Genomic DNA, 12,571 nt, shown 5'->3' on the forward strand with positions numbered 1-12,571 from the left:
GATACGCGAACCAGCAGGCCTGCGCTAGACACTTCGCGCCCGCAGGGTCACCTTGTCGGGCTTGCCGCTGCTGTTCATCGGCAGAGCGCTCAGGATGTGTATCTGTTCGGGCACGTGAATCGGGGAGAGTGCCTCGGCTATTCCCTCGCGGATTTTCTCCACGTCGACCACCTCGGCCGGATCGCATTCGATCGCGGCGTGGATGTGGTCACTGCCGTCCTCGTCCTGCACGCCGTAGACGGCGGCGTGCCGGACGCTCGGGTGGGCGAGGATCTCCGCCTCGAGGACGATGGGGTGCACCTTGACGCCACCGACCTTGATGACGTCGGCCACCCGGCCCAGGAGCGTCAAATAGCCCCGCTCGTCGAGAAATCCGATGTCGCCGGTGAAGTACCAGCCGTCACGCAGAGCGCGTGCGGTCAATTCCGGTTCGCCGTTGTAGCCGTCCATCAGCTGGGGCGAGCGGACGCACACCTCGCCGGTCTCCCCCACCGGCAGTTCCGCACCCGAATCCGAGTGGCAGACGGTGACCTCCACCTTGGGGAAAGGGCGTCCGACGGTGACCGAGAGCGCCGGGTCACCGTGCTCCACGGGTGTCAGCGTCGTGACCTTGCCGGACTCGGTCGTGGCGTATCCCTGCGCCAGGACCGGGCCGAAGAGCTGGAAGGCCTGCGCGATGCGGGCGGGCGCCGCGGGGCTGCCGCCGTAGACGATCCGCTTCAGCGAGGACAGGCCGGCGGCGTGCACGGCGTCCCTGTCGCGAATTCCCCGCTCGTAGAGGTGGTCGATGATCTGGAACACGTGGTTCGAGGCCAGGAAGGTCCACGAGACCTCGTCCTGCGCGATGGCGGTGTCCACGAACTTCTCGGCGTCGAAGCCCTCGTGGACGTACAGCGCCGCGCCCGAGGTGAGGACCGCGTCCGTCAGCGGGGCGACGCCGTGGCTGAGGGGCGTCACCACGAGGAGCGACGCACAGCCGTACTCGCGGCCGAGCTCCACCCAGGCATCCAGGGTGGCCTCCCACGCACGGCCCGACAGCCGGATGCCCTTGGGCCGTCCCGTGCTGCCGCTCGTGAAGCTGATGACGGCCAGCGCCTCCGGGTCCCACTCCGCGGCCTGCGGGACCTCGCCGCCGCCGGGGTGACGTCGCGTCACCGGGATCCCGCTCGCGTCGGCGAGTTCCGCCGCGCGCTCCGCGCTTTCGTCGTCGGCGTAGAGGGTGACGGCATCGGTTTCGCGCAGGATCTGGATCTGGTGGTCCAGCGGGAGGAGCGTGGCCCGGGTGCCGGGGTTGGTGGTCCGCAAGTAGCACACGGCGCCGCCGAGCAGATGTGTCGCGTACCGCACGGTGAGCGTCTCGGGGCTGTTGGGTGCGATCAGGATCGCTACGACGTCTCCCCTGCCCACTCCGCGCTCGCGCAGCGCAAGGAACGCCTCGGTCACGGACCGGATCAGGTCTCCGCCGGAGAATGTCTCGCCTCGCCAGTGGAAGACATCTCGTTCCGGTGCGTCCGCGAGCAGTGAGAGGATCTCCGAAACATAGCTTTTACTTGCGCTCCACCACTGCTCGGGCAGGCTCATGGGACCTTCCTTTTATTTCGCCAACTATAACGATCGTATTCGGCTGAGAGGCTCAATCCTTGCGGTGCAGTTGACGCAGGGCAAGCTCCTTCCAACGGGGCTCAAGCGGTTGTTATGCGCTTCTTGAGCGCAGTTCTTTCGGAGGGGGTAAACGCACCCTTCGGCAAAAGAAACAGGGTGCTTTGCGGGGCGACGGTCGAAGGGGGCCGCGGGCGCTCCGCAGACGGGCCCACGGGTACGTCATCGCCCCGGGCGCGCCCCGGCCGGCACAAGAGGCCATTTAGCCGCGGAAAACGCAACTTCGACATGGCCCGCCGAGAGGGCTACCTTCACCTGGTCTTCGGCAATCGCCCACGGCAGCGCAGGAGTTCCTCCGGGCTGAGCCACCCGCGACGGGATGAGCCGGCCATGCCCCACGGATCCTCGCCCCCGTGCGCACGCCACCGAACCTGGCTCACACCAGGCACCCCCCAACCAGGAGACACGCGTGCCCCATCTTGCGCTCTACACCTTCGGCGTCCTGAAGTCGCCGCTCGCCGATCCCGCTCCCCTCACGCGCGAGTTCCACGACAGCAGCGAGGCCATCTACCGGACGATCAGCAGGCATCCCGGCTATCTCGCGCGTGCCGAAGTGGCGGACGGCGCCGGGGGCACGCACTTCGACGCGGACTGGGGCGCCTGGGGGGAGTTCGCCGTGCCGGCCTGGTACGGCAAGGGCCGCACTGCGGGGACCACCGCGCTGGCCACGACCCTCTCGCTCTGGACCGATCTGCGCCCCGCCTTCGACGCCGTCTACGCCGGCATCCACCGGACCGCGCTGAACCGTCGCTACGACTGGTTCGAGCGGACGGGACGCCCAGGTCACGTGTTCTGGTGGGTTTCTGACGGTGTGACACCCACCTGGCAGGACGGGGTCGCCCGGCTGGAACACCTCGACGCCCACGGCCCCGCGCCGCACGCCTTCACCTTCCAGCACGCGTTCGCCGCGGAGGGCACGCCGACCGGCATCAAGGGCAGCGGACCGAAGGGTGACCACGTGCACTGACGAGGAAGCCGAAGGACCGGTTCGCCGTCACACGCCGTGCGGCGATGACGGCGAACCGGTTCCTCACCGCGCCGGACACGCGAACCGGCCGGGCTGTTTCCCGCACTTCCGCCTTGGCGGTCAACTCCCTTATGCGCAAGGCAAGTTGCGAAAGCTGACAGACAAAGGGGTCGTGCTCAGGAGCGCTTCGCGCCCCGGGCGAAGGTCCGGAACAGGGCGCGTCCGAACCAGTTTCCGGCCGCGGCCTGCAGCAGGGCGACGATCAGCGTCAGGACGATGGTCACGGCCGCGGAGGCGGGCAGGCCGGCCAGGCCCGCCGTCGTGCGGGCGGTGCCGCCGATCGTGTCCCCCGCCAGCTCGCGCACGAGGAGCAGGACTCCCCAGGGCACCGGTCCGAGCAGCACCAGCAGGCCGGTGGCGCGCAGGAAGCCCCGGCGGTGCCAGGCGCCGTAGACGCCCGCGGCGAGGCCCGCGACGAGCGGCAGGTACCACTGGTCCGCCCACGCTCCGAGCGCGACGACCACGGCGACCAGCGCCGCCAGTGCCGGTGCCGGCAGGGGGAGCCGCCCGGACTCCCCGCCTCCGGTGGCTGCCGGCTCCTGGGCACTCCGGTCAGCGGACTGCACGGCGGTTTCGGTGGTCATTTCACTCTCCTGCTCGTAGGGACCAGGTCGCCGTGGTGTTCGCCTCGCCGTCCGGCGAGGGCAGCGGCAGGTACTTCTTCTCCCGCCAGAGCGGGACCAGGTTGTCGTACAGGGGAGAGGTCGGGGTGTCGCTCTGTCCGCCGGGGTAGATCGCGACCGCCCGGGACGTGCCCGGACCCGTCCACTTGACGATGAGGCGGATGCTCGGCCCGTAGCTCGAGTTCAGTTCGCCGCCTGCCGCGTTGACGGTCCAGGGGTCGCCGCCTGCCGCGTAGGGCTCGTAGCCGAGGCCGGAGGCGCCGGTGATCGAGGGGATCTCCCGCGTGTGCAGCTTGCCCCATGTCCAGGTGGAGGGGTCCGCACCCAGCTTGTCCGTCAGCTCGGCCACGGCCTTGCCGAACGCGGTCCGCATGGCTTTCGGGGCGTCGCGGTGGGCGGCGTTCGGCGGGGTGAAGGCCGCGTTGTCCGGGTCGTCGAGCGTCCAGTGCTGGAGCATCTCGCGCAGCGGGATGGGTGAGCGGTCGAGGTCGAGGATCCAGCGGTCCTTGCTCGCGGGAACCTTCTTCTCGTCCCACCACGGCTGGAAGACCTCGTGGAGGTAGGAGTCCAGGAACGTCCACCACACCGACGCGGCGGGCGAGTTGCTGTCCATCGAGTGGTTCCACTTGGCGAGCAGGTCGCGCGCGGTGCGCTGCTGCGCGGTCAGCTTCGCGCCGTCGAGCGCGGTGACCAGCGCAGGTACGAGCTTCACGGCCAGGTCGTCGGTGACGTCGTTCTGGAGCGTGGTGTAGTCCCCGGGCTGCAACGCGCCCTGCTCGGTGTGGAATTTCTCGATCACCGACTGCCGGTACCCGGGGTCGAAGTTCATGGACGTGCCGAGGTAGTACGGGTAGTCCGCGTCCGTCGGGCGCTGGTTGGTCGAGGCGACCAGGTGGCCGGGCGGATCGTAGGTCTGCGGCAGCGCCTTGTAGGGGACGGTGCCCACGACGTCCTCGTCCCCGGTGCCGGACAGCGGCAGCCAGGGCTCGGAGCCCTTGGGGGTCTGGGGGACGTCGCCGACGAGGAGCGTGCCGATGTGGCCCTTGTCGTCGGCGTAGACGAAGTTCAGGGCCGGGGCCTTCCAGCCGCTCAGCGCCGTCCGGAAGCTGCTGAAGTCATGGGCCCGGTTGGCCTTGAGCAGTGCGTTGAGGTCGTTGTGGGCGTAGTTGCCCATCCAGTTGACCGAGACGCGCCGGCCGAGCACCTTCATCATCGGCCCGTGCACGGTGAGGTCCGTGGTCAGGTCGACCGGGGAACTGCCGCGTACCGGGATGGTGTAGTGCGCCTGCTTCATCGGCCGCCAGGCGCCCTTCCAGTAGTAGGAGCCGGGGCGCTCGGGCGAGGTCTTCTCCCGGTAGAAGAGCGTGCCCACGGTCTGGGCGTTGGTCAGGGACCAGGAGATGTGCTCGTTGCGGCCCACCAGCACTCCCGGTACGCCGGGCAGCGAGCCGCCGGTGGTCCGGTAGTGGGGTGAGTGCAGCGCTATCTGGAACCAGTACGAGGGAAGGGTGGTCGCCAGGTGCGGGTCGCCGGCGAGCATGGCGCCGCCGCCGGCCACCTCGGGGCCGTTGGCCGCCCAGGCGTTGCTGTTGAAGTCGAGCTGACGCACGGTGTCGGGCAGCGCCACGTCCTCGTGGGCCGACGTCCCGGACGGCGTCGGACGGGCTTGCGGGGCCGACGTGTCCGCCGGGTCGGCCGCGTTGGCGTTCCCTACGGTCAGTGGCGACAGCGGCAGGTTCTTGTAAGGGCCCGGGTCGTAGGGGCGCTGCGAGGTCGAGGTCGGTGCCTGTACCGGGAACCAGTCCATGGTCAGCTTCGGCCCGAGGGAGCGCTGCAGCAGTTCGTAGTCGATCGGGATGGTGTTGAAGTTCATCTGCTGGGTGAGCACGCCCTGGACGACCAGGGTGTCCGTCGGTGTCCATGCCTTGGGGCGCACTCCGGTCAGCCCGTAGATCGTCGGCCATTCGCCGGTCTTCTCGAGCCTGCTCATCCAGGAGTTGACTCCTGCGGCGTACGCGGTCAGGGCCTGGCCCGCGGCGCTGTCCCGCGGGGTGGCGTCCCACCGGGCGCGGGCGGTGCGCAGCAGTCCGAGGTTCAGTTCGAACTTGTCGCTCTCCACTCCGGCCGCCCCGACCAGCTCCGACAGGCGGCCCTGGCCGAGCCTGCGCTGCAGGTCGAGTTGGGTGAAGCGCAGCCGGGCGGTGACGTACCCCTGCGCGAGGAAGAGGTCGTGGTCGGTCCGGGCCTCGACGGACGCGTAGCCCTCGGCGGTGAAGGACACCTTCACCGGCTTGTCCAGGTCGGGGAGCGTCAGGGTCTCGGAGCTGACGGTGGTCTGTGCCGAGGCGGACGCCCACACTCCCCCGCCGGGCACCAGTGCCTTGCCGAGTGCGGGCACCGGGCCGTAGCCGGCGCCGAGCAGCAGGAGCACGGCGAGGGCCACGGTGGCCGAGCAGACCAGGTGGATCGCGCGACTGACCTTGCTTGCCATCGTGTCCTCGTCTTCGCAGGGGGATGGTCCGCCGAAAAGCGTCGCAGCGTCCGGCCGCACCCATAAGTCAGGAGGGTTCCCTACACGGCCCGTGCGGCCCGTCGGGCCGCACGGGCCGTGTCAGGGCCGTGCCTCGCCGTCGGACTCCTTGGCGAGCAGTGCGGTGACCTCGTCGTCGGAGAGTTCGGACAGCCAGCCGAGGACGTCGTCGACCTCGTTGCTGCCCGCCTCGGTCAGCTGTCGGCTCTGCACCAGCGTGGCCAGGCGTTCGACGGTGAGGGAGCCGCTGAGCAGTTCGCCGGCGGACAGGCTGACCGCGAACGCGTCCCGCACCCGCATCGCGACCCGGGTGGCCATGAGCGAATGCCCGCCCAGGCGGAAGAAGTCGGCCGTGACCGACGGAACGGGCACGCCCAGCACCTCGCTCCAGATCGCGGCCATCTTGTGCTCCACGGCGTTGCGGGGCGCGGTCGTCTCCTGCGGTGTGTACGCCAGCGGGGCCGGGTCCGGCAGTGCCGTGCGGTCGAGCTTGCCGTGCGGGCCGAGCGGGAGTTGCGCCAGCACGGTCACCGCGTCCGGGACCAGGCCCGCGGGCAGGGCCTGTCGGAGGTGGTCGCGGAGCGCGTCGGGAGCGGGCGCCTCCTCGCCCGCCGGCACCGCCCAGGCCAGCAGCCGCGAGTGGCCCGAGACGTCGGGCCGGGCCTCGACGACCGAGGCGCGTACGAGCGGGTGCCGGTTGAGCACCGCTTCGATCTCGCCGGGTTCGATGCGCTGACCGCGGATCTTGAGCTGCCGGTCGAGGCGGCCCAGGTACTCGAACGTGCCGTCGGGGCGCATCCGTGCCCGGTCGCCGGTCCGGTACAGACGTGCGCCGGGCAGGTAGGGGTCCGGTACGAAGCGTTCGGCGGTCAGCGCGGGGCGGCCGAGGTAGCCGCGGGCCGGGGCGACGCCGCCGATGTGCAGCTCCCCCGGGACCAGCGGCGGGGCGATGCCGCCCGAGGAGTCGAGGACGTACAGACGGCTGCCCGTGAGGGCGCGGCCGATGGGGATGCGGACCAGGTGCGTGCGCGCGGGATCGACCGGCTGGGCCGTGACGTCGATCGCCGCCTCCGTCGGACCGTACTGGTTGTGCAGCCGTACGCCTGGCAGCACTTCGGCGAAGCGCTCGGCCAGCGCCGGGGCCAGTTCCTCTCCGCTGCACACGACGTGGCGCAGCGTCCGCGCGGCGAGCGCGGCATCGGGCTCCTCCAGGAAGATCTGGAGCATCGACGGGACGAAGTGGCAGTAGGTGACGGCGTGCCGGGCGATCAGCCGGGCGAGGTAGTGGGGATCGCGGTGTCCTTCGGGCCGGGCGAGGACCACGGTGGCCCCGGCGACGAGCGGTCCCAGCAGTTCTCGTCCGGCGACGTCGAAGCTCACCGGGGTCTTGTGCAGCACCGCGTCCCCGGCTTGCAGCCCGTAGGTGCGCCGGTTCCACACGAGTTGGTTCGCCAGGGCGGCGTGGGTCGTCATCACGCCCTTGGGTTCGCCCGTCGAGCCCGAGGTGAACAGCACGTTGGCGAGGTGGCCGGGCAGGACCCGCGGGAGCGTGTACGGGGCGGCGCCGCTCTCTGCCGGGTCGACCGGCACGGTCCCCTCGGGAGGGGTGAGTCCCGGCGCGGAGCCGATGAGCACCCGGGCTCCGGAGGTGCTGAGCTGCCGTTGGAGGCGGGCCGACGGGTGCGCGGTGTCCAGGGGCAGATAGGCGCCCCCGGCCAGCAGGACGGCGTAGACGGCGACGATCAGTTCGGGCGAGCGCGGCAGGCAGACGGCGACCGGTTCGTCGCGCTCCACGCCGAGTTCGCCGAGCCGGGCCGCGAGGCCGCGTGCGCGCAGGGAGAGGTCGCCGTAACTGAGCGAGCCTTCGTCCCAGACGACGGCGGGGGCCTCGGGGGCGGTGCGCGCGACGCGCTCGATGATCTGGTGGACGAGTGCCTCGCCGGGTTGCTCCGGGCCTCCGTCCGCGACGGTGCGCGCGATGCGCTCCGCGGACTCGGGGGTCAGCGCCGGCAGGGCGGCGACCGGGTTGGCCGGTGCGGTGAGCGCCGCGTCGAGCAGGGCGGGCAGTCCGGTCAGCAGGGCGGCGACGGTCTGCTCCTCGAACAGGTCGGTCGCGTAGACGGCATGGCCGTCCAGGGAGCCGTCGTCCTGCGGGACGAGGTGCACGGACAGCTCGAACTGGGCGCCGGGCGTGGGAAGTTCGAAGGGTTCGGCGCGTACTCCCTGGGCCTCCCAGGGGCCGATCGGAAGGTTCTGCAGGGCGAGGAGGGCGCGTACCAGCGGGGCACGGCCGTCGGCGGGCCGCTCGCTGACCGCACGGACGATCTCGTCGTACGGCGGCCGGTCGGCGCCGTAGGCCGCGAGGCACTGGGTGCGCACCTCGTCGACGACCGTGTCGAAGTCGGCGGCGCCGGTGCGCACGCGCAGCGGCAGCGTGTCGGTGAGCATGCCGATGGCGTGGTCGGCGCCGGGCCGCTCCCGGCCCGCGGCCACCGTGCCGACCACGACGTCGTCCTGGCCGCTCCACCGGCCGAGCAGGACGCCGAAGGCGGCCAGCAGGACCATGAAGGGGGTGGCTCCGCGGTCCGCGGCGAGGGTCCGCACCCGCTCGGCGAGGTCGGCCGGGATCCGTACGGGCAGGGCGGCGCCGTGCCAGGTCGGGACGGCCGGGACGGGGCGGTCGGTGGGCAGTTCGAGTGCCTGTGCCCCGGCGAGGCGCTCGCGCCACGCGTCGAGGGTCTGCTCGGTCCACGGCGGCCGGGCGGGGACCGCTGCCGACACGGGCTCGACGGTTCCCCCCTCCCGGTAGGCGTCGCCGAGCCGCCGCAGCAGCAGGCCCAGCGACCAGCCGTCGAGCACGGCGTGGTGGGCGGCGACGGCGAGCACCCGGTCCTGCGGTCCCTGCCGCAGCAGGAGCAGGCGTACGAGCGGTCCCGCGGCGAGATCGAACGGCTCGGCGGCCAGCGCGCGCAGCTCCGCGGCCACGGCGTCCTCGCCGGAGCCGGTCAGGTCCCGCGACGGCAGCCGGAACATGTCGGCGGTGGGCCGCACCGAGATGCTCAGCGCGCCGTCCGGTGCGGTCGCGAACACCGAGCGCAGGAGCGGGACTTCGTCGAAGAGACCGGTCAGGCACCGCTCCAGCAGTGCCTCGTCGAGCGGGCCGTGCAGCCGCAGTCCGCCGGCGACGTGATAGGCGTCGCCCGCGCCCATCTGGTCGAGCAGCCACATCCGCTCCTGGTCGGGGGTGACCGCGGTCGGCTCCGCGTCCGCGGCGGCGGCCGCCGCGGACGGCTGTGCGGTACTGCCCGCCGGGAGCGCGGCGAGGTCCAGGAGGGTGAGGCCGTCCAGGAAGCGGGTGAGCGGCACGTCCACGCCGCGCGTCTCCAGGAGCGCCGACCTGAGCCGGGCCGCGCGCAGGGAGTCGAGTCGTTGCCTGATCAGCGGCGCGTCCGCGACGAGCGCGGCGGGGTCGGTCTCCAGCTCGGCCGCGACGAGTTCGGCCAGGTCCGTGGGGACCGTCGGCGTCCCTTCGGTCGGCTTCGCCGCTTCGGCCGCCGCCGGCGTCGTGGTCAGCGGCTGGAACGCTCCGGCGAGCCAGTTCGTGCGGCACTGCGCCCGTCTGACCTTGCCGCTGCTGGTACGCGGGATCTTGCCGGTGCGCACGAGGACGACGTCGGCGAGCGCGAGCCCGTGCTCGGCGGCCACGGCCTCGCGCACGGCCGCGGCCACGACGGGCCCGTCCTCCTGCCGGAAGCCGCGGACCACCTCGTGCACGAGCACGACCTCTTCCGAGGTGCCGTTGTCGACGGCCAGGGCCGCGCCCCGGCCCGGGTTCAGGAGCGGGTGGGCCCGCTCGGCGGTCAGCTCGATGTCCGGCGGGTAGAGGTTGCGGCCCCGCACGATGATCAGGTCCTTGATCCGGCCGTTCACGTACAGCTCGGTGCCGTGCCGGAAGCCCAGGTCCCCGGTGCGCAGGAAGGTGCGTCCCTCATGGCCGCGGGCGACGGCCGTGAACGTCTCGGCCGTCCGCTCGGGCTGGTTCCAGTAGCCGTGGGCGACGGTCGGTCCGCTGACCCAGATCTCGCCGACGGCGCCCGGGGGCAGCGGCTCGCCGGTGGCGGGGTCGACGATCAGCACGAGGTCGTCGTGGTGTGCCCAGCCGCAGCCGGTGAGTTCGACCGCGGACTCGTCGGGGTCGGCGACGACGGCGCGGCCCTCTTCCATGTCCCGTCGCCGCAGGCGCAGGACGGTCGGGTCGCTCTTCGGGTCCGCCCTGCCGGTGACGAACAAGGTGGCCTCGGCGAGGCCGTAGCACGGGTAGAACGCGGAGCGGCGGAAACCGTTGTCGCGGAAGGCCTCGGCGAAGGCGTCCATCGTGGTCCGCCGGACCGGCTCCGCGCCGACGAGCGCGTGCCGCAGCGCCGACAGGTCGAGGTCGTCGTGGTCCCCCGGCGCGGCGCGGCGCAGCACCTCGGCGTAGGCGAAGTCGGGGGCGGCGGTGATGGTGGCCCGGGTGCGGCTCAGTGCGCGCAGCCAGCGCATCGGCTGGTGCAGGAAGGTCAGCGGCGACAGCAGCGTGCACGCGAAGCCCGCGTGCACCGGCTGCAGGATGCCGCCGATCAGACCCATGTCGTGGTACGGCGGCAGCCAGCTGACCGCCCGGCTGTTCTCGTCCAGGCCGAGCGAGCGCCCGATCGTCGCCGAGTTGTGCACGAGGTTGGCGTGGCTGAGCATGACGCCCTTGGGCGTACCGGTGGATCCCGACGTGTACTGGAGGAACGCCAGGTCGTCCGGGGAGACGTGCGGGTCGCGCCAGTCCTCCGGCGCGTGGGCGGCGTCGTCGGTCGTCACCCATTCCAGCGCGACGGACAGGTCGAGCCGGTCACCACGCTCGTCGATGGCGGCGAGCGTGACGGTGTCGACCAGGGCGAGCGTCGCACCGCAGTCGGCGGCGATGGCCCGGACCCGTTCCAGGCCGTTCGCGCCCAGCGGCGGGTAGACGGGGACGGCGACCGCGCCCGCGTACAGGCAGCCGAAGAACGCCGTCACGTAGTCGGGGCCGGGCTGGTGCAGGAGCAGGACCCGCTCGCCCCGGCCGGCGCGCTCCTGGACCAGTGCGGCCACCTTCCTGGCGCCCCGGTCGAGTGCGGCGTAGTCGAACGCGCGGATCTCGGTCTCGGAGAGCTCGAACTCCAGGGCCAGCCGGTCGGGAGTGCTCTCGGCCCGCCGGCGGAGCGTCTCGATGAAGGTCGGGTACACATGCACTCCTCGGACGACGGTCGGTCAGCGGTAGCGGAGCAGGAGGTCGTGGAAGCGGTCGGCGCCGAAGCGCACGGCCTCGACGGGCACACGCTCGTCGGCGGCGTGCATCGCGTCCTGGTAGCGGCTGCCTGCCGGGAGCAGCATCGGCACCCAGCCGTAGCAGGCGATGCCGAGCCCCGCGAAGAGCCGGGCGTCCGTGGACGCCGGGGTGATCATGGGCAGGGGCAGTCCGTCGGGGTCGGCGTCGCGCATCACCGAGGCGATCGTGTCGTAGAAGCCGCCGAAGACGGGCGGGGGCATCGCGTCGCCCTCCAGCAGCAGTTCGAGCTCGCCGTCCGGGCCGATCAGGTCGCGCAGCTCCGTGCGGAAGTCCTCGACGGTCCAACTGCCCGGCAGGATGCGCCCGTCGAAGTCCACGGAGAACTCGCTCGGCAGCATGTTGATCTTCTCGGGCGTGCGGACGATGGTGGTGTTGACCGTGTTGCGCAGGACGGAGTCCAGGTAGACGGCGTCGGCCTCGGGCAGCAGGTCGTAGGGGATCTCCGCCTTCCCGTCGGGGTCGCGCAGCGCGCGCAGCCGGCCGGCCAGCGGTTCCTCGGCAGCGGCGGCGAGCGCGTCGAGCATCCGGTCGAGGGCGGGCGTCACGTGCGGGGGCAGACGGCCTTCCTCCAGGCGCCCCAGCAGCCGGGCGAGCTTGCTCATGGAGGTGCCGGACCAGCCCTGGCGCGAGGCGTGGCCGCCGCGGCCGCGTACGGACAGGCGCATCCAGCAGGCGCGCTTCTCGGCCACCACGATGGGGTGCACCCGGCCGGGCAGGCAGCTCAGCACCGCGCCGCCGTCCTCCCCGACTCCGTAGGCGATGCCCTTGAACAACTCGGGATGCCGGCGCACCAGATAGCCGGCGCCGACCTTGCTGCCCGCCTCTTCGTCGGGCGAGACGGCGAGCAGGACGTCGCCCGCCGGCGCCGCTCCCTCGGCCCGCAGCCGGGTCAGCGCGGTGACCATCATCGCCAGGCTGCCCAGCATGTCGATGGCGCCGCGGCCCCAGACGTGGTCGTCGATGATCCGCCCCTCGAAGGGCGGGTGCGTCCAGTGCTGGCCGTCGGTGGGCACCACGTCGGCGTGCGCGTGCAGCAGCAACGGCGGCGCGAGGCCCGCCCCGCGTACGCGGGCGACCAGGTTCGGGCGGTCGGGGTCGGAGCCCAGCAGCCGCACCTCCGCGCCGGCCTTCTCCATCAGGGCGGCGACGTGGCGGACACAAGCGGCCTCGTTGCCGGGGGGATTGACGCCGCGGAACCTGATCATCTGCTGGAGCAGGGGCACCGGATCGGTCATCGTGGCGTTCTCCTCGTCCGGACGGTCGTGCGCGGCGGTCCGCGCCGTGCGGGTCACCGCGTCCCCGCCGGGTGCGGCACGGCGCCGACGATCCGGGTGCCGCCCCGCCCTTCCAGCGCGTCGGCGACGGCCTCG

Annotated in this window: 6 protein-coding genes; 1 reads left to right on the top strand and 5 read right to left on the bottom strand. The window is 72.1% G+C overall.

Going from position 1 to position 12,571, the window contains the following annotated elements; all coding sequences use genetic code 11:
* Positions 1–24: 24 nt before the first annotated feature.
* Positions 25–1,581 carry a fatty acid--CoA ligase family protein gene (locus G3I40_RS41365; RefSeq protein WP_164559945.1) on the bottom strand — a complete coding sequence of 519 codons (1,557 nt, stop codon included), beginning with the start codon at positions 1,579–1,581 and terminating at the stop codon, positions 25–27.
* A 487-nt stretch (positions 1,582–2,068) separates the two neighbouring features.
* Between G3I40_RS41365 and G3I40_RS41370 the strand changes: the two genes are divergently transcribed.
* Positions 2,069–2,626 (top strand): DUF3291 domain-containing protein, encoded by a 558-nt coding sequence (locus tag G3I40_RS41370; protein ID WP_164559946.1) that lies wholly within the window; start codon positions 2,069–2,071, stop codon positions 2,624–2,626.
* A 176-nt stretch (positions 2,627–2,802) separates the two neighbouring features.
* Here the strand turns inward: G3I40_RS41370 and G3I40_RS41375 are convergent, their stop codons facing one another.
* From G3I40_RS41375 to G3I40_RS41390, 4 genes are all read right to left on the bottom strand, one after another.
* Entirely contained in the window at positions 2,803–3,270 is a 468-nt protein-coding gene (locus G3I40_RS41375) for a hypothetical protein (protein WP_164559947.1), read from the bottom strand.
* 1 nt (position 3,271) lies between these two features.
* Positions 3,272–5,800 carry a penicillin acylase family protein gene (locus G3I40_RS41380; protein WP_164559948.1) on the bottom strand — a complete coding sequence of 843 codons (2,529 nt, stop codon included), beginning with the start codon at positions 5,798–5,800 and terminating at the stop codon, positions 3,272–3,274.
* 120 nt (positions 5,801–5,920) lie between these two features.
* The gene (locus G3I40_RS41385) at positions 5,921–11,098 is read right to left on the bottom strand and encodes a non-ribosomal peptide synthetase (protein WP_164559949.1); all 5,178 of its coding nucleotides are present in this window, start codon (positions 11,096–11,098) and stop codon (positions 5,921–5,923) included.
* Between the two features lie 24 nt (positions 11,099–11,122).
* Positions 11,123–12,571: M20/M25/M40 family metallo-hydrolase (locus G3I40_RS41390; protein WP_203645759.1), on the bottom strand; the 1,449-nt coding region annotated here is incomplete at its 5' end.

The sequence above is a fragment of the Streptomyces sp. SID14478 genome, assembly GCF_010548525.1.
Classification (GTDB): domain Bacteria; phylum Actinomycetota; class Actinomycetes; order Streptomycetales; family Streptomycetaceae; genus Streptomyces.

Bases quoted from the DNA above. Each gene is read 5' to 3' on its own strand.
- G3I40_RS41380 (WP_164559948.1), bottom strand. From the start codon at position 5,800: ATGGCAAGCAAGGTCAGTCGCGCGATCCACCTGGTCTGCTCGGCCACC.
- G3I40_RS41375 (WP_164559947.1), bottom strand. From the start codon at position 3,270: ATGACCACCGAAACCGCCGTGCAGTCCGCTGACCGGAGTGCCCAGGAG.
- G3I40_RS41365 (WP_164559945.1), bottom strand. From the start codon at position 1,581: ATGAGCCTGCCCGAGCAGTGGTGGAGCGCAAGTAAAAGCTATGTTTCG.